The 15,995-nt window shown below is 42.8% G+C and carries 16 protein-coding genes and 2 pseudogenes; 11 read left to right on the forward strand and 7 right to left on the reverse strand.

Translation table 11 applies throughout. The annotated features are described in order from the left end of the window. Positions 1 to 39 precede the first annotated feature (39 nt). Together xseA and nfsB are read left to right on the forward strand one after the other, a co-directional pair. Positions 40 to 1,593 (forward strand): exodeoxyribonuclease VII large subunit, encoded by a 1,554-nt coding sequence (gene xseA / locus ACFBZI_RS10330; protein ID WP_375716242.1) that lies wholly within the window; start codon positions 40 to 42, stop codon positions 1,591 to 1,593. 86 nt (positions 1,594 to 1,679) lie between these two features. After that, the gene (nfsB, locus tag ACFBZI_RS10335) at positions 1,680 to 2,336 is read left to right on the forward strand and encodes an oxygen-insensitive NAD(P)H nitroreductase (RefSeq protein WP_375716243.1); all 657 of its coding nucleotides are present in this window, start codon (positions 1,680 to 1,682) and stop codon (positions 2,334 to 2,336) included. A gap of 241 nt (positions 2,337 to 2,577) precedes the next feature. On the opposite strand, the gene dusB is transcribed toward nfsB, so the two are convergent. Both dusB and ACFBZI_RS10345 read right to left on the reverse strand, forming a co-directional pair. Further along, positions 2,578 to 3,609: a tRNA dihydrouridine synthase DusB gene (dusB, locus tag ACFBZI_RS10340; RefSeq protein ID WP_375716244.1), complete on the reverse strand. Its 1,032-nt coding sequence runs from the start codon at positions 3,607 to 3,609 to the stop codon at positions 2,578 to 2,580. A gap of 436 nt (positions 3,610 to 4,045) precedes the next feature. Continuing rightward, positions 4,046 to 4,156: pseudogene (locus ACFBZI_RS10345) on the reverse strand (IS1595 family transposase); the annotation flags it as partial. Between the two features lie 2,703 nt (positions 4,157 to 6,859). Here ACFBZI_RS10345 and ACFBZI_RS12105 point away from each other — a divergent pair. After that, positions 6,860 to 7,054: pseudogene (locus ACFBZI_RS12105) on the forward strand (hypothetical protein); the annotation flags it as partial. 305 nt (positions 7,055 to 7,359) lie between these two features. Here ACFBZI_RS12105 and ACFBZI_RS10355 read toward each other — a convergent pair. Together ACFBZI_RS10355 and ACFBZI_RS10360 are read right to left on the reverse strand one after the other, a co-directional pair. After that, positions 7,360 to 7,635, reverse strand: a complete 276-nt coding sequence (locus ACFBZI_RS10355; protein ID WP_375716245.1) for a hypothetical protein — start codon at positions 7,633 to 7,635, stop codon at positions 7,360 to 7,362. 317 nt (positions 7,636 to 7,952) lie between these two features. Continuing rightward, positions 7,953 to 8,390, reverse strand: a complete 438-nt coding sequence (locus ACFBZI_RS10360; RefSeq protein WP_375716246.1) for a TetR/AcrR family transcriptional regulator — start codon at positions 8,388 to 8,390, stop codon at positions 7,953 to 7,955. A gap of 109 nt (positions 8,391 to 8,499) precedes the next feature. Here ACFBZI_RS10360 and ACFBZI_RS10365 point away from each other — a divergent pair, with 109 nt between their 5' ends. From ACFBZI_RS10365 to ACFBZI_RS10375, 3 genes are all read left to right on the forward strand, one after another. After that, the gene (locus ACFBZI_RS10365) at positions 8,500 to 8,904 is read left to right on the forward strand and encodes an MBL fold metallo-hydrolase (RefSeq protein ID WP_375716247.1); all 405 of its coding nucleotides are present in this window, start codon (positions 8,500 to 8,502) and stop codon (positions 8,902 to 8,904) included. Further along, positions 8,898 to 9,347, forward strand: coding sequence for an MBL fold metallo-hydrolase (locus ACFBZI_RS10370; protein WP_375716248.1), 450 nt, complete (start codon positions 8,898 to 8,900; stop codon positions 9,345 to 9,347). Before ACFBZI_RS10365 ends, ACFBZI_RS10370 begins: the two co-directional genes overlap by 7 nt. 185 nt (positions 9,348 to 9,532) lie before the next feature. Further along, on the forward strand, positions 9,533 to 10,507 hold the full coding sequence (locus ACFBZI_RS10375) for an NAD(P)H-dependent flavin oxidoreductase (protein ID WP_375715664.1): 975 nt from the start codon (positions 9,533 to 9,535) through the stop codon (positions 10,505 to 10,507). A 77-nt stretch (positions 10,508 to 10,584) separates the two neighbouring features. Here the strand turns inward: ACFBZI_RS10375 and ACFBZI_RS10380 are convergent, their stop codons facing one another. Continuing rightward, the gene (locus ACFBZI_RS10380) at positions 10,585 to 11,496 is read right to left on the reverse strand and encodes an AraC family transcriptional regulator (RefSeq protein ID WP_375716249.1); all 912 of its coding nucleotides are present in this window, start codon (positions 11,494 to 11,496) and stop codon (positions 10,585 to 10,587) included. A gap of 118 nt (positions 11,497 to 11,614) precedes the next feature. On the opposite strand from ACFBZI_RS10380, the gene trxA reads away from it, so the two are divergent. From trxA to ACFBZI_RS10405, 5 genes are all read left to right on the forward strand, one after another. Beyond that, positions 11,615 to 11,938 (forward strand): thioredoxin, encoded by a 324-nt coding sequence (trxA, locus tag ACFBZI_RS10385; RefSeq protein ID WP_375716250.1) that lies wholly within the window; start codon positions 11,615 to 11,617, stop codon positions 11,936 to 11,938. After that, positions 11,938 to 12,276: a thioredoxin family protein gene (locus ACFBZI_RS10390; RefSeq protein ID WP_375716251.1), complete on the forward strand. Its 339-nt coding sequence runs from the start codon at positions 11,938 to 11,940 to the stop codon at positions 12,274 to 12,276. Before trxA ends, ACFBZI_RS10390 begins: the two co-directional genes overlap by 1 nt. Before the next feature lie 99 nt (positions 12,277 to 12,375). Beyond that, complete coding sequence (locus tag ACFBZI_RS10395) at positions 12,376 to 12,921, forward strand: OsmC family protein (protein WP_375716252.1); 546 nt, start codon at positions 12,376 to 12,378, stop codon at positions 12,919 to 12,921. Between the two features lie 10 nt (positions 12,922 to 12,931). Beyond that, on the forward strand, positions 12,932 to 13,258 hold the full coding sequence (locus ACFBZI_RS10400; protein ID WP_375716253.1) for a carboxymuconolactone decarboxylase family protein: 327 nt from the start codon (positions 12,932 to 12,934) through the stop codon (positions 13,256 to 13,258). Between the two features lie 165 nt (positions 13,259 to 13,423). Next, complete coding sequence (locus ACFBZI_RS10405; RefSeq protein ID WP_375716254.1) at positions 13,424 to 14,116, forward strand: DsbA family oxidoreductase; 693 nt, start codon at positions 13,424 to 13,426, stop codon at positions 14,114 to 14,116. Between the two features lie 167 nt (positions 14,117 to 14,283). Here the strand turns inward: ACFBZI_RS10405 and ACFBZI_RS10410 are convergent, their stop codons facing one another. Together ACFBZI_RS10410 and ycaC are read right to left on the reverse strand one after the other, a co-directional pair. Then, the gene (locus ACFBZI_RS10410; protein ID WP_375716255.1) at positions 14,284 to 15,183 is read right to left on the reverse strand and encodes a pirin family protein; all 900 of its coding nucleotides are present in this window, start codon (positions 15,181 to 15,183) and stop codon (positions 14,284 to 14,286) included. An 86-nt stretch (positions 15,184 to 15,269) separates the two neighbouring features. Then, a complete protein-coding gene (gene ycaC, locus ACFBZI_RS10415) occupies positions 15,270 to 15,899 on the reverse strand; it encodes an isochorismate family cysteine hydrolase YcaC (protein WP_375716256.1) in 630 nt (209 codons plus the stop codon). Positions 15,900 to 15,995: the final 96 nt, after the last annotated feature.

The raw sequence follows: 15,995 nt of genomic DNA on the forward strand, positions 1-15,995 counted from the left end.
AATTTTTATTATTAATTACCAGTAAATTTAGCCAATATTATGCCAAAAAATACCATCGTCGAGCGTGCCGCTGCACTGGGTTTGTCCACCAGCGATGAACAAGCCATCATGGATAAGCACCGTAAAATCGCCGAAGCCTATGAGCGTGAACACAAGCAAGCTGATGACTTGACCGATGCCAATGCATCGCTTGCAGGGGTGCAGCTGTCTTTGTCGGATTATTTGGCGGCGGTCAAACTGGTGGTTGATGACAGTTTTGATCATGAAGTTTGGGTACGCACGCAAATCCGTGCCATCAACACCAAGGGCGGTCATTATTATTTTGAACTTGCCGAGACTGACGATGACGATAACATTACCGCCAGTTGCCGTGCGACGCTTTGGCGATTTCGTGCCAAGTCAGTTTTGGCAAAATTCACCGCTCATACAGGGCAAAGTCTGCAAGCAGGCAGTAGCGTTTTGATCAAATGCTCCGCCAGCTTTCACCCACAATACGGCTTTAGCCTAAACATCAGTGACATCGATCCAAATTACACCTTAGGCGAGCTGGCGGCAGCTTATCAGGCCATGAAAAAACGCCTTGATGATGAAGGGTTATTAAGTTTAAATAAAAATAAACCCATGCCTTTTGATATCCGTCATGTGGTGGTTATCTCACCAGAACAGGCGGCAGGTTTGGGCGATTTTCGTGCCGAAGCCGACAGATTGATGACGGCAAAGGCCTGCCAATTTTATTATCATCACGCCACTTTTCAGGGTAATCACGCCCCTGATGAGATTCGCACCGCCATCAGCACAGGTTTGAGCGATTTTATCGCCAATTATGGTCATTTGCCTGATTTGTTGGTCATCATTCGTGGCGGTGGTGCGGTCGGTGATTTGGCATATCTGAACAACTACGAACTGGCGGCACTGATTGCCGAATGCCCTGTGCCTGTCTGGGTTGGCGTCGGTCATGAGCGTGATAAGGTGATACTTGATGAAGTCGCCCACAGCAGCTTTGACACGCCATCAAAAGTGGTGCTGGGCATCGAGACGCATTTGGGCAAAATCACTCGCCAAGCGGCAGCAGTGATGGATACGATTGGCAAACTTGCCAAAACCAGACTGAGCCACGCCAATCAAAACAGCAGGCGGCAGCTGGAGCGGATTTATAGCAGCAGCAACCACACCATCGCCCTAGCCAAGCGAGATAACCTGTATCAAATCAAGCACTTACAAAGCAATGCCAAATACCGCTATCAGCAGCAAAGACAACAAAACACCGCCCTATTAAAGCACACCCAAGCGATAAGCCAAAGCCGATTGACCGAGCTAAAAAAACGCAGCAAATACCATCTTGATTGCCATCGGCAGCTATTTAATTATTTAGATAATTTAAAAAATAACTGCCGATATTTGCAGAGCATGATTTTGGTACAGCACCCCAAACGCACACTCAGTCAAGGCTATGCCATCATTTATAATGGCGACGATAACGACAAACACGCCATCGGTCTTGCCAAAAATTTGTACAGCCAGCAGCATATCCAAATCAAACTACAAGACGGCACAGCGACAGCCGTTATCCAAGCGGTCAGCCTTGATGAATGATGGTGGCTGCTAAGTTTTGCCAAGTGATGATGAATTTTTAAGATGGATTTTTAAATAAATTTTAATATTAGTATTTAGGAATATTTATGAACAATGCCCTGCACTACGCTCAAACACGCTACACTTGTAAAGCCTACGATCCCAACCGCAAGATTGGCGATGATAATTTGACCGCCCTGCTTGAGATGCTACGCCTAGCACCGTCATCGATTAATATTCAGCCGTGGCAGTTTTTGGTGACGGATAAGAGCGAAACCAAAACGCTCATCAGCCAAGCCACCACTGGCAACGATGCCCACAATGCCCCAAAAATTCTCAATGCGTCACACATCATTGTCCTTTGCACACGCACCGATGTGGACAATCAGCACCTGATGAGCGTCCTAGAAAGCGAAAAAGCCGCTGGGCGTTTTGCCAGCGACGAGATTATGCAGGCACGCCTTGAACTTTGCCAACATTATATTTTACAAATGGCAAGTGATAATCAAAAGCTGATACACTGGGCAGAAAATCAGACCTTTATCGCACTGGGGCATCTGCTGCTGTCCGCCAGTTTGCTTGGTATTGATGCCACACCCATCGGCGGCTATGATGCAGCTGTCTTGGACGCATCACTGGGTTTGGCGGATAAAGGTTTAAAAAGCTCGGTGCTGGTTGCCCTAGGTTATGCCGCCGATAATGACAATAACCGCCGCTTGCCCAAGGCACGCTTGGATATGGCACAGGTTATTAAATTTATCTAATAAGTTTAATATTATAAATTTTATAAATTGCTGGCACTGGTTTTGATTGATAGCCAAACCGCCTGTCAATTGATAGCTTTGGCAACCTTGATAAAATCCATTTAAAATTTACCAAGTCTTTAAACGGATTATTTGAGAAATTATTTAAATAATCTACTTAAATAAACTGTTTAAATGATATTTTTAAATCGCTATCGGATTGATGATTGGCTAAAATCAGCGGCTATCAATCAACAATTTATCACTGCTCAACTTGCTCAATGCTGTCTTTTAGGAATTGATCAACCGCTTGATATTGCTCGTGCGTGGTCTCACAGCCGTACATCGCTTCTCGAAAGGCGTTGGAATTTGGCAAGCCGCCTGTGTACCAAGCAATGTGCTTGCGTGCAATGCGGCAGCCTGAATATTCGCCATAAAAGCGGTACAGCTCGTCTAAGTGATACAGGACGATTTGGCGTAGCTCGGCGACTGTTGGTGGCTCTGGCAGCTCACCTGTCTGGGAAAAATGGGCAATGTCTCGAAAAATCCACGGCTTGCCTTGGGCGGCTCGTCCAATCATCACCGCATCCGCCCCTGTCATCGCCTGCACTTGCAAAGCCTTTTGGGGGCTGTCAATATCGCCATTGACAATCACAGGAATGCCCAGCTCAGCCTTGACCGCAGCGATTAGCTCATAACGAGCCTGCCCTGTATAAAAATCTTCACGAGTCCGCCCATGAATGGCAATCGCCGCAATGCCTGCTTCTTGGGCGATTTTGGCGATACGCAAGATATTTTCTTGCCCATTGGCAAAGCCCAGGCGAGTCTTGAGCGTTACAGGCACATCGACTGCCGCCACCGCACTGTCCAATAGCCGCTTGACCAAATCTTCATCTTGCAACAAAGCAGAGCCAGCGAGTTTTTTGCATACTTTTTTGGCAGGGCAGCCCATGTTAATATCGACAATCTGAGCACCGTTTGCCACTTGAAATTGGGCAGCCTGTGCCAATTTCTCAGGCTCTGCTCCAGCAATCTGTGCCGAAATGGGAGCAATTTCCCCTTCAAAATTGGCACGGTATAAGGATTTTTTGCGAGCGTATAACGCCGTGTCAGCAATAATCATCTCACTGACTGCATGCCCTGCCCCAAACGATTTGCACAGGCGGCGAAAAGGATTGTCGGTAACGCCTGCCATCGGAGCTACCCACAATCGATTCTCAACCTGCAAACCGCCAATGGACAAGGGTTTGAGCAAAAGATGTTGATTGTTTAAGGGGTTTTGTGGTTGTGTCATGGTGCATATTTTCCGCATATCGCTGCATATTATCGCATATTTTGCACGATATATGGGACAAATTTGGGGTAAAATCAAGGGTTGTTATACCATTGATTTTGCAATTATAAGCACTTTGGGATCGTAAATACCGCCGTTGGGGTATCGGTCAGACCAGTTTTCTAATATTAAGTATAAATAACTTTATTTTTTAACATAAACCAAATAACTTTACCTTGTATTTTTAGGATAGTTGTAAGTTTATTACAATGGAATCACTTTTTTAAATTCACATTATTCCAAAAATCATTTATGTATTCATAATAATATTTATTCCTATCTTGAGTAAAACAACCAATTCCTTACATCAATATTTCATTGTCTTTGATGTAGATGTTGGTAGTATTCCATCACAAGGCATATCTTGTGATGGAATAAAGTTGCATAAATTATACTAAATTTTAAGCAAATCATTGGCTGTTCTAGCAGTAACTTCTGCAACAAAAAAAAATCCAAGCAGCTTTATTTGAAAAGTTTTTTTACTTAATTTACAACGAGCCATCTTCATATTTGTGGTATGGCATGGTTGCCAACCTACATCGCTATCAAATTTATATTTAAAAATATATTTTAAAACTAATTAATTATAAAATAATAATATTGGCAAAATGAGCTTTTCATGGTATAATACCAATTATCGACCACATATGTCGCTTGGAAGTGTATCCAAAACCTTGGCGTGAGCAACAGTTATCAACCATATAGGTTGCTTGAAAGTTAAAATCTTGATAAGATAACCGTGAGTTTTATTATCCGCCACACAGGCGGTTTAGAAGTATCTTTAATCACTTAAGGTAATCGCAATCATTATCTGCCATATAGGTAGTTAAAAAGTAGTTATCAGTTTCTGGTTAATAGCTACGGAAATAATTATTGTACCAGTGTATAAAAATCCTGCTTTTTTTGTGGCAGGATTTTTTTTGTATTACATAAAATTAAAAGGAAGGTTGCCAGGTTTGTTTCACCAACCATACTCAACTAGAGACCTTGCTTGACAAGGTCACCTATTTATTTACTCACTCGCCAGACATTGCCAAGAAAAATATATTGCAATACTTAACATTAACACTGGTATAATTACACATAGGTTAATATCATATTAATCTATGGAGCAGCTGTACATTTGTCAATAATAAAGAATTTGTCATGCGTACAAAAACATTACGACAAGCACTGCTGTCAGCCAGCAATTATCAACCAACAAGAAAGATTACTCCACCCACTCTTGAAAAAAAAACCCATTCAATTTCAAATTAAAGCTGGTGGAAATCACCAAAACTGAGCTTATAGGCTTGGGCTACAAAACCTTTACCTGGTCTAAGATGATGTCAGAAAGCTGTATTCAGTGTTGCAATAGTAGCAAACCTTAATACCAGCACCTGATGGATTGTCGCTGTTCTTTAATGCGGGCGATAAACACTCCGTTTGGGTAGGTTTTAAGCGTTGTGTTGTTATGCCAACTGTTGAGCAGATAAAAACACCAATCTGTTTGTCAGCTTTAGACAAGTTAAAGAAAGCGTTAAAATCACTTCTGTGTTGTTTATCACTTAGTGATTTGGCATGACAATTTACGAGTAGCTGATTAATGACCCAACACTAGTAGAATGGTTTGTCAAAAATAATAAATGGCACATTTTACAGGGTCAAGAATAATGCCTCCACCCACTATTGTTATCAAAATCAACTGTTTTTTTGTAGCTCAACAAGGTTTTGAATATGTGTGGTTCTTTTTGTTGATTTTTCCCACCCGAGCATCAAGAATATTATGCAACATCCATGTAGTGTTGGGTTTCTTGGGTGTTTTTGGACGACGATAAGGTGCTTACAACGACTGCAGCAACCTAATCTTCTTTTATCTCAAGTGATTACACATAAACCACTGACAGGCTTGACGTCTGCACAAACCAATCCTTTACATCCTTAACCAAATGAAATTTATCCACCCATAGGGATGAATAGTCGTTTGGTTTAAAGGACTTTCAACCCCAATAATAAAATCACAAATGGTTTGTTCGCCCATTTGTGACAAAGCGGGGTGTTCTTTACCACGAGCCAACCTTCATTACCATAACACAGTTTAAACACGCCCCCGATACTATGGATCAAAAGCAATTTTAATACTTTCGCTTGGTAGCAGTCTGAACAAATCTAGGCCATTCATTTTGTTTTTTTTTCTTATCTGAAAGTTTTTCCATGTTTATTCCAGTGGTTGTGTTGATGTTCTAGGCGATAAAGTATGACTTTTTAACAGGGCCTTTGCTCAACTTTCCCACTTTTATTATTTCTAAAATTTCGCATTCTTCACAAAGAGGACTTAATACATCCTTTATCATCATTTACCATCTTTTCGGACAACTCAACAGGAGTGCATAAAACACTGGTTTGTTAAAGCTTGGCACAGCAACTACTTCATCGCTCCCATCGAGTCTTTTTAAACTCGCCAATGTTGGCAATTTAGTTTAAATAAACAAGTTTTGTCATAAAATTTCCTTATTTATTAAAGTGATGCACCACCCCACCTGGGGTGCAAGAGCTCTTTTTAGAGAATATCTAACATCTCATCATGTGTAGTATTGCGAGCACTACAAACCGCTCTCTTATTCCAAGACCCACTCCTATTTTGAACCACTAGGCTTATCGCCACAGTGCAAGTAGTTTAAGTTATAAACCACTCATTGACTTCACTAACAGATAACTTGCATGCTTGTTGCATTTATACTTCAACTGTTGTTTAAGTTCAAGCCAGCCCAGCAGGCTAATTTAACCAAAACGAGTGTTTGGTTTGGATTGCAATTTGTTCACAACGACTAGAGTATTGCCCTTTGTTGGCTGTATAGTAAATTTGTAGTTTCTATCCCACCTTAAGTTCTCAATCTTAAACATAAAGATTTTTATCTCCAGAGCTATAATGGTGTGTTGGCTGGATGATGCTTGAACCACACAAATCTCTATCTATAAACCCACCAGGTACGGTGAAGAAAAAAAACAATATTTCTTGACTTTTTTGTACTTGAAATAGCAGCCAGAAGCGCTACCAATCTGCTTAGCATTCACCCAATTCAGTAGCTTTATTCTATTCTAAGATACATCTTGTGATAGAATACGGTCTCAACCTTCTTAAAACCAAAGAATGCTTCGATGACGAGATAGAGCTCCATATTGAGTAATTTTAAATATTTTAGAATTAACAATTTAAAAAATTTGTAGATAAGCAAAACAAACAAATCACATCAATGGCACTGAGAACTTCTGGAGTTAAAGGCCAAACGAGTTTTGAACAAATATAATGGTATTGACAAGAAAAAATTTCATCTTTTGATCAAAATATGAGTTTAGATTTAACTATGTATTCTATCCAATCAGCTCAAAGCACTTAGAAGATGATGTAAGATTTGGATCAATCTAGTACAACCCCTAAAAAATAGTGATAAATTTGCTGAATTAACCAATAATGGAAAATTGATATATCAAGATGAAATCTATGATATGCATACTTTATCCGCCAAAATTAAAGCTGTCAAAGCTGAACGCTTAAATGGTTTTGACTGGTGGCAAGTTGAGCGAAATGGTTTAAGAGTTAGTATTAATGATGTGAGAGAAAATTATCACCGTTCTTTAGTATAGATTTATAAAAACACCGTTTAAATTTAAACGGTGTTTTTTTAGATTCATTAATATTTCAAAATATTTCTATTAACATAAATATATTGATTACAACCCAATCCAAGTAAAAGTAGTGATACCATTTTTTATTGATACATCTATATTGGAGTTATTATATATTTTTGGATTTCTGTGAGAAACAATATTTCTAACCTTTTGAGAAAATTTACTGTCATTTCGATCATCCAAAATAACAGTATCATTTCCAGTTGGATTCATTAAGTTTTCAAGTTCTGAGATTAACTCTGTGGTTGTAACACTCCCTTTTTGTTGTATAACGCCACAAGCAACTACAACAATTTCATTTTCAGAATGTTCACTCATAAATCACTCCTTTTTAGCTGTTAAAGTATATTATATTGATTAACTCAGTTAAAATCAAATTTTTTATTACAACTTATGGGCTTTTGGCCAATCTTGAAAATCGTGGTTAGACTTTACTAATTTCATCGGTTGTTTTTAGTATTTATTCTTATTTTAAAGAAATTACCTTCTAAAACACTGTTATTCTTATTTCTAAGCACTCATTAGCACTTCAATCATCTCGCCCCATTCGTCAAACACTTGCGGAATGGGCAAAATTTACTCTTTTCAAAGGCATAACGGTGGCTGACAAGGGCATTGGTGGCGAAAACCGTGGATTAGTAATCCCAATTTTTGTCGGCAGATTTGACCTTTTTAGCGTGGGCGATAAAGCTGTTTTTGAGCATAGCGTGCATATCGTCATACAAATGATGGCGTGGCGTGCGGATTTTCCACAATGCCAAAATCAGCCGTCTGTGTTTCAACAAGCGATTGTCGATGGTTTGCATAAACCGCACTAAATTCTCGCTTTCAAAGCGTTTGTTCAGCAATGCTTGAAATTCGCTTTTCATCTGTCTGATGAGCTTGCCTACCAAATCGCTTTTGCCCGAATAATGGCGGTAAAAGGTGATGCGGTTAATCATCGCTTTTTCAATGATTTCTTGGGCTTGGATTTTTTCAAAGGACTTTTTGTCCAATAATTCAATCAGCGCATCGGCGATAATTTTGTGGGTTTTGACAACTCGCAAGTCCACAACCTTTTCCATTTTACGCATATATTTTTCTTATTTTATATGCTTATCCTGTTAAATAAAAATGTTTTGATGTTTGTTTATTCCGTCTGAAATTTATACAATACGGGCATCAACAAATGAGAGGTAGCAGATGATTAAAGTACATTGCTTAACCACAGGCTGGGTGCAGATTAAAATCCATCACAAACTGGCACGCTTTTTTGCCCGCCCTTTGTGGGTGCTGGACGTACTGACCGACACCAAATGGTTGCCAAAATTGCCGATTGGTTACTGGCTGATTGAACACGATGAAGGCTTGATTTTGGTGGATGCGGGCGAAAGTAGCCACGCCAACGACAAGGGCTATCGGCTGTGGAGGCACCTGTTTATGCAGTTTTGCGAATGCCGAGAGGTCAAGCCGAGCGAAGAAGTGGGCGAAGTATTAAAGGCAAAAGGCTTTGATCCGTTAAAGATTGATACGATGGTGATGACCCATATGCACGGCGACCACGCAGACGGTATCGGCAATTTCCCCAACAGCCGTTTTTTTTGCTGACCAAAACCGAAAAGCAGGCGATCAACGCCCCCAATGCGGTGTTTAACGGCTATTTAAATGCACTATCCAAGCTGGTTCAAACCCTCCTTCCAAGCGGTGCACGTTTTGATGGCAGTGCGTTTGAAAATTTTCCGCAAAGCCATAAACTGACGGCAGACGGCAAAATCCGCCTTGTACCAACCGCAGGATGTACACTTGGACATATGGCGGTGGTGGTGAATATGGACGACCACTATATTTTGCTGGCGGGCGATGCGTCTTATTGCGAAAAAGATATGCTGGTGGGCAACATTGACGGCGTGTGTATGGACGGCACATTGCACCAACAATCCACCGCCCGAATGCGTGAATTATGCCAACACAAACCAACCATCACCCAATCCGCCCACGATGAAAAGAGTGGATATCTTCTGGAAAATCGGATTTTTACGGTAATGGGGTGATAGCAAAATTGTGGGAAAAATACAGTGGTCAAATTTGCAAATTTCCACGCAAATTTGACCGCTTGTTTTTGGTTTTATCTTTTCATTTTTAAAAATTTAATTCCATAAAATCGCTATTCTTATTTTAATTTTGGGAAATTATAATAGTGCCAGTTTAAATTCAATTTGCAAAAAAGGACAACAAAATGACCGCTTGTAATCGTGTAACAGAAATTTTAGGCATTAAATTCCCCCTTGTTCAAGGCCCGATGTCGTGGATGACGGACGCTAAATTTGTGGCGGCGGTGAGCAATGCCGGCGGTTTGGGCATTCTCGGGCCGAACGCTGGCTTGCAAAACGCCCCAAAAACTACCGAAGAGTTGATCCGTACGTTCCGTGAAGAAATCCGCAAAACCAAAGCCTTGACCGACAAGCCGTTCGGTGCACCAGTGATTTTGTCGTATGACTTTAGCACCATTGATTTGATCGTGGACTTGCTGATTGAAGAGCAAGTGCCGGTGGCGTTACTCAACGGCATTGACGGCTACGACTACAAACCTATGATGGCAAAATTCAAAGCCGCTGGCATCAAAACTCTGTTCCGTCCACTCACGCCGACCGTGCAAAACGCTCGCTATGCCGAAGAAATCGGTGCGGATATTTTTGTGGCAACAGGCTTTGATGAAGGTGGCACAGTGCCTGAAAAAGTCATCGGCACATTTTCCATCGTGCCACAAATGGCGGACGCAGTGAGCATTCCTGTGCTGGCAGCAGGCGGTATCGCCGATGTGCGTGGCGTGCGTGCCAGTTTCGCCCTAGGTGCAGAAGGCGTATTTGTCGGCTCGGTGTTGTTGCCGACCGAAGAAAACCGAATGCACGACAGCGTCAAACAAATGCTGGTGGACAGCACCGCACAAGACTTATTACTGTTCCGCACCCTGCCAGCCTACTACCGCTCGTTGCCGACCCAATTAGCACATAAATTGGTGGAAATGGACGCAAACGGTGCAAGCCGAGAAGCACTCGCCGAAGCCCAAACTGGCGGCTATGGAATGCGTCAGGGAATGCTACTCGGCGATTTGGAAAAAGGCTATATTTCCGTGGGCAACGGGATTACTTATATTCACGCTATCCGCCCTGTAAAAGAGGTGGTGGAAGATTTGATGCAGGATTTTGTGTAAAAGAGTGGGCGATTTTTTGAGAGTTTTTTAATGATAAATGCCGCCCCCCACTTTCAGACGGCATTTTCTTAGCCACCCTACACAATCCGCCCAAACTGCATTTCATTATTTCTCAGCCGTTGAATATCCCGATGGGGTGGCTCGCCGAAAAAGCGGACGTATTCTCGGTTGAACTGGCTCGGGCTTTCGTAGCCGACCGCCAAAGATGCGGTGGTAGCATCTTTGTTTTCTTTGAACATCAAACGCCGGGCGTTTTGCAGTCGCAGCTGTTTTTGGTATTGCAAAGGGCTGGTGCCGGTGATTTTGCGAAAATGCTGCCGCAGTGATGATGGGCTGATAAACACCATTTCTGCCAGCTTGTCCATTTCTATTTTTTCGGCGTAATGCTCGTTAAAATAGGCAATCACTTTCGCCACTTTCTGCTCAATCGTGCCTTGTGTCAAAACTCGTTTTAGCATTGCGTGATGGTCGCTGGATAATAAGCGTATCGCAATTTCTCGCTCAATCAATGGCAATAAGTGCGGTTGTAATGCTGGCGTTTTAAGCAATTTTACTAAGCGAATCAACGCATCTAACAAGTCATCGTCTGCTGGGAACACCGACAGCGTATCCGACAGGCTGGACATCTTCGGCTGCCACGTAATTTGTTCGTCCAATTCACGAAGCAACATCGCATCCAGCTCAATCCGCAGGCTTAAATACGGCGTGTGCTGGCTGGCATTTAGCACATTCGACACCACCGGCAAATCCATTGTAGTCAGTGCCGTTTGCCCCTGTTCAATCTGCATCACGCTGTCGCCAAAATTAAGATGTTGCGACCCTTGCACCACCAAAAACAGGCTTAGCGGATAAATGCACGGCATCGGCTGGGTCGTGTGATTCCGCCGACACAGGCTTAAAGTGGGAATATCGGTGGTCAAAAAACAGCCGTCTTTTAAGGTCAGGCTTTCAATCAGCTCGGCAAGTTGGTGAAGTTTGTCGTGGTTCATTTTAATTGCTCACTTATCAAATTAGGCAAGAATTAGCGTATTTTAGGCAAATAATAGCGTAAAAACAAGCCTATAATACGCCACATCAAGCAAACATTCTTTTACAAGGAAAAACAAAATGAGCAAAATTATTTATTCAAACGACCAACAATTTGAGCAAGATGTGATTCAATCTAAAGAGCCTGTTTTGGTGGATTTTTATGCCGACTGGTGTCCTCCTTGCCAAATGATCGCCCCAATGTTGGACGAATTGGCTGAAGATTATGCTGGTAAAGCGAAAATCGTGAAAATCAACGTGGATCAAAATCCCGAGCTTTCCGCCCGTTATGGTATTCGCAGTATTCCGACTTTAATCAGCTTTAAACAAGGCAAACCGCTACAACAAACTGCAGGGGCAATGCCCAAACCGCAACTGGCGGCATTGATTGAAAAGGCACTGTAATGTTGCAACAAAGCCTAAACGACATTGAGCAGGCGATTGCCAGCCAGCGATTAAGCCTGCTTTATGTGCAAGCCCCAAATTGCGGCGTGTGTAGCCTGTTCCGCCGTCAAGTGGGCGAATTGCTGGAGCGAATGCCAGCAGTGAACGGTGTATTTACCGACATCAGCCTAGTGCCGAGTATCGCCAGCCGTTTTCATATTCTAACTGCCCCAGCGGTACTGGTATTCTTTGACAACAAAGAAATTTATCGCACCGCCCGCTATATCAAAACAGCGGAATTAAAAGCACTGTTGAGCGATTATCTGCAACTTATTCAAGATGAAAATTTGTCAAATTAGGCAATAATTGGCGTATTTTAGGCAAGTTTTATCGCTAAAAACACTTATAATAGACAAAAAACAAGGCATTCCGTCTTGTTGTAAACAAAAGGAAAGAAAATGAAACCTTCAGTAAATTTAAATGTGATCGGCGAATTTGGTGCGATTGTTGAAAAAGACCTAAGTCAAGGCAAACTGACTTTAGAAATGAGTAGCCAAAGTAACGGTGGCTTGAGTGTCAAAACTAGCACTGGCAAGGCAATCTTAGGCGGTAAAGTGGATAACATCCGTGTGGGAAAATTCCAAACCATCGGCGATGAGCCACCGCTATTAGGCGGTCAAGATGCTGGGCTTTCACCGATTGAATACCTGTTACAAGGGCTTGCAGGTTGTTACACCGCATCTTTAGCGATTTTGGCAGAACAAAACGGCATTGAGCTTGATGATATTCACATCAACTTTGCCGCCGATACCGATGTGAGCGGCGTGCTGGGTCTCAACCCAAATGCCCGCAAAGGGGTAAGCCAAATCCGATCCGATATTCAGCTAAAAAGTGCCACAGCAAGTACAGAACAATTAGACGATTTAATCGTAAAATTAGAAGCATTTTCGCCACTTTACGACACTTTAGTCAATGGCACGCAAATTATCAACAAACGCATTTAGGAGACAAAAAATGTGGAAAGAAACCTTATCTAATTTAATCAAAGGCGTGGGTAACTTCGCCAAAGCCAATCCGCCTGTGGCAAAAGCTATCCACCAGCTAGACGTAGCAACTCGTGAAAATTCAGTGCTGGACGCCAAAACTCACGAACTAATCGCCCTTGCCGTTGCCGTAACTACTCGTTGCGACGGCTGTATCTCGGCACACGTCCACGCCGCCAAAAAAGCAGGGGCTAGCAAAGAAGAAATTGCCGCTGCACTCGGCACAGCAATCGCCTTAAACGCAGGTGCAGCTTATGTGTATTCCAGCCACGTGGTTGATGCTTATGATGAGCTGTAAAACCCTCGCTGAAGTATTTGCCTAACCGCAAACCCCAGCGTTATGCTGGGGTTTTAACCTTCTCTTTATTTATCAAATCAGGCAATAATTTGCAGAATTTAGGCAAGAATTGACCGCTTGTTTGATCTATAATACGCCCAATTCTTACACATACTGGAGTGAACAATGAAACTTGAAATTTGGTCTGACTACGCTTGCCCATTTTGCTACATCGGCAAGCAACATCTTGAAAACGCCCTTGCCCAATTTGACGGCAAAGACCGCCTAGAAATTAGCCACAAAGCCTTCCGCCTTGACCCAGATGCAGGCGAACAGCCAAGCTATTCCACCCAAGAAAAATTACAAAGCAAATATGGCAAATCAGAGCAACAAGCCCTAGAAATGATGAACTACATCAACCAAGCAGGCAAAGATGTTGGCTTAATTATGAATGTGGAGCAAGCTCAACACACCAACACCCTAAATGCTCATCGCTTGTTAAAATGGGCAAGTTCTCAAGGCAAAGGCGATGAGCTGAACACCAAACTTTACCACGCTTATTTTACCGACAGTCAAAATTTGGCAGATTTGGCAACTTTAGCCAACCTTGCCGAACAAGCAGGCTTAGACAAAACCGAAGCCGTTGCAATGTTGCAATCCGATGCGTTTAAAGCAGAAAGCCTTGCCGATGAAAACGAAGCACGAACCAAAGGCATTCATTCTGTGCCAGCCTTTGTGTTTAACGACAAATACTTAATTTCAGGTGCTCAGCCCGCACAAGCCTTTTTGCAGGTACTCGCCCAGCTACAAGCCGAAGAAAACGAGCAACCCCAAACCTTGCTTAACGGGCAGACTTGTGGAATCGATGACTGTGAGTAAATTGCTTTTTTTGACTGCTTGTTAAAAAGAGCGGGCAGTTTTTTCAGAGTTTTTTTACTGAGAAATGCCGTCTGAAAGGGAATTTCCAGACGGCATTTCTTTGCAAATTTTTCGCCATTTTTGACCGCTTGTTGCTGTCTTTTAAGCTAAGCGAGTAAGTTTTTGCATTATGAGCGTATCTTGGCGGTCAGTTTTGGGGCGACAAGGCGGGTGAGCGTGGTGCCGCTGATGTCGATATTGCCAAAACGAGGGTGTCCGCTGTTCCAGTCGGCGACGGCTTTTTCCAGTGTTGCTTGATTATCGGCGACAAAATTCCACCAAATCAACGTCGGATGTGGTAACGGTTCGCCACCCAGTAGCATAATATGGCTGCCTGCTTGAGCGTGGATATGCAGTCGGCTGTCGGTTTCAAGCGGTTCAAATTTCGCCAGCTCGTCTTGAGTAAAGGTTTGTCCGTCAATCTGCACTTCGCCTTTGAGTATCAATACGCCATATTCCCAGCCTGCTTGGGCAGGAATGTCCAGCATTTGGGCTTGGGCAACCTGAATATCTACGCCCAATAAGGGGCTGTATTGTTTGGTCGGTGCGGTGTGGTTTGCAAAAGTGCCAGTAGGTAGCACAAAATCAACACCGTTTTGCGACCACTCGGGCAAGCTGGGGTAATGCGTAAAATCAGGTTTGATCTCTTGGTTTGTCGGCAAGGCAATCCACAGTTGTACGGCGTGCAAGGCTTTGATGCCGTCTGGCGTTTGTTCGGTGTGGCTGATGCCGTACTCGCCAGTGCCTGCGGTCATCAGATTGACTTGTTTTGGGCGGATAAGCTGGCGGTTGCCTAGGCTGTCTTGGTGAAACACTTCGCCTTCTAACATCCAGGTGAAGGTTTGCAAGTTGGTATGCGGATGAGCACCGACCTGCATACCCTGCTCTTCTTCGCCAAATCCAGCTGGACCTGCGTGATCAAGAAAGCACCACGCACCGATGGTTCGGTGATCTTTGTTGGGCAACAGTCTTGCAATGGGAATGCCGCCGACATCGTGGGTTTTGGCGGTGATTTTGATTGGGTTCATCGGTGTTCCTTTTGGGTTGGTTGTTAAATTTAATACCGCCTGAAAACTTAGCGTGCATTTTCAGACGGCATTATAAAGCAGTAATTTTATTTGCTGTTTTGTTGATTAAAGCTGGTGATAAGATTGCGATAATCAGGGATATGGTTGCTAAATAACGCCCCCAAACCTTCAATATCGTTACGCCAATCACGGTGCAATTCGCAGGCAATACCAAACCAGCTCATCAACTGAACACCTGCTTGGCTCATACGATCCCAAGCTGCATCTCTGGTGATTTGGTTAAATGTACCAGACGCATCGGTAACAACAAACACATCAAAGCCTGCTTCAATCGCCGAAAGTGCAGGGAATGCCACACAAACTTCCGTAACCACGCCTGCGATAATCAGCTGTTTTTTGCCTGTTGCTTTTACCGCATTGACAAAATCTTCGTTATCCCACGCATTGATTTGCCCTGGGCGTGCGATATACGGTGCATCAGGGAAAATTTCTTTTAATTCAGGCACTAACGGACCATTCGGACCTTCTTCAAAACTGGTGGTCAAGATGGTTGGTAAGCCGAAGTATTTGGCTAAATTGGCGGTTGCCAACACATTGTTTTTGAATTTATCAGGGTCAATATCTCGCACCACAGACAACAGACCTGATTGATGGTCCACTAACAACATTGCTGCATCATTTTTATCCAAACGGACATAAGGTTTTTTGTTTGCCATTTTGCTCTCCTATAAAATAAAAAGCGGTTAAAAATAAAGCGATAAATGGCGGCTATCGCCTTGTTGTTCAAGTATGCCCATTATATAATCTAATAA

This window comes from Moraxella marmotae, assembly GCF_042219885.1.
Classification (GTDB): domain Bacteria; phylum Pseudomonadota; class Gammaproteobacteria; order Pseudomonadales; family Moraxellaceae; genus Moraxella; species Moraxella marmotae.

Excerpts from the sequence above, each read along its gene's own strand:
- ACFBZI_RS10395 (WP_375716252.1), top strand. The coding sequence starts at position 12,376 with ATGAAACCTTCAGTAAATTTAAATGTGATCGGCGAATTTGGTGCGATT.
- ACFBZI_RS10400 (WP_375716253.1), top strand. The coding sequence starts at position 12,932 with ATGTGGAAAGAAACCTTATCTAATTTAATCAAAGGCGTGGGTAACTTC.
- trxA (WP_375716250.1), top strand. The coding sequence starts at position 11,615 with ATGAGCAAAATTATTTATTCAAACGACCAACAATTTGAGCAAGATGTG.
- ACFBZI_RS10360 (WP_375716246.1), bottom strand. The coding sequence starts at position 8,390 with ATGCGTAAAATGGAAAAGGTTGTGGACTTGCGAGTTGTCAAAACCCAC.
- ACFBZI_RS10375 (WP_375715664.1), top strand. The coding sequence starts at position 9,533 with ATGACCGCTTGTAATCGTGTAACAGAAATTTTAGGCATTAAATTCCCC.
- ACFBZI_RS10410 (WP_375716255.1), bottom strand. The coding sequence starts at position 15,183 with ATGAACCCAATCAAAATCACCGCCAAAACCCACGATGTCGGCGGCATT.
- ACFBZI_RS10355 (WP_375716245.1), bottom strand. The coding sequence starts at position 7,635 with ATGAGTGAACATTCTGAAAATGAAATTGTTGTAGTTGCTTGTGGCGTT.
- ycaC (WP_375716256.1), bottom strand. The coding sequence starts at position 15,899 with ATGGCAAACAAAAAACCTTATGTCCGTTTGGATAAAAATGATGCAGCA.
- ACFBZI_RS10405 (WP_375716254.1), top strand. The coding sequence starts at position 13,424 with ATGAAACTTGAAATTTGGTCTGACTACGCTTGCCCATTTTGCTACATC.
- ACFBZI_RS10365 (WP_375716247.1), top strand. The coding sequence starts at position 8,500 with ATGATTAAAGTACATTGCTTAACCACAGGCTGGGTGCAGATTAAAATC.
- ACFBZI_RS10390 (WP_375716251.1), top strand. The coding sequence starts at position 11,938 with ATGTTGCAACAAAGCCTAAACGACATTGAGCAGGCGATTGCCAGCCAG.
- dusB (WP_375716244.1), bottom strand. The coding sequence starts at position 3,609 with ATGACACAACCACAAAACCCCTTAAACAATCAACATCTTTTGCTCAAA.
- xseA (WP_375716242.1), top strand. The coding sequence starts at position 40 with ATGCCAAAAAATACCATCGTCGAGCGTGCCGCTGCACTGGGTTTGTCC.
- nfsB (WP_375716243.1), top strand. The coding sequence starts at position 1,680 with ATGAACAATGCCCTGCACTACGCTCAAACACGCTACACTTGTAAAGCC.
- ACFBZI_RS10380 (WP_375716249.1), bottom strand. The coding sequence starts at position 11,496 with ATGAACCACGACAAACTTCACCAACTTGCCGAGCTGATTGAAAGCCTG.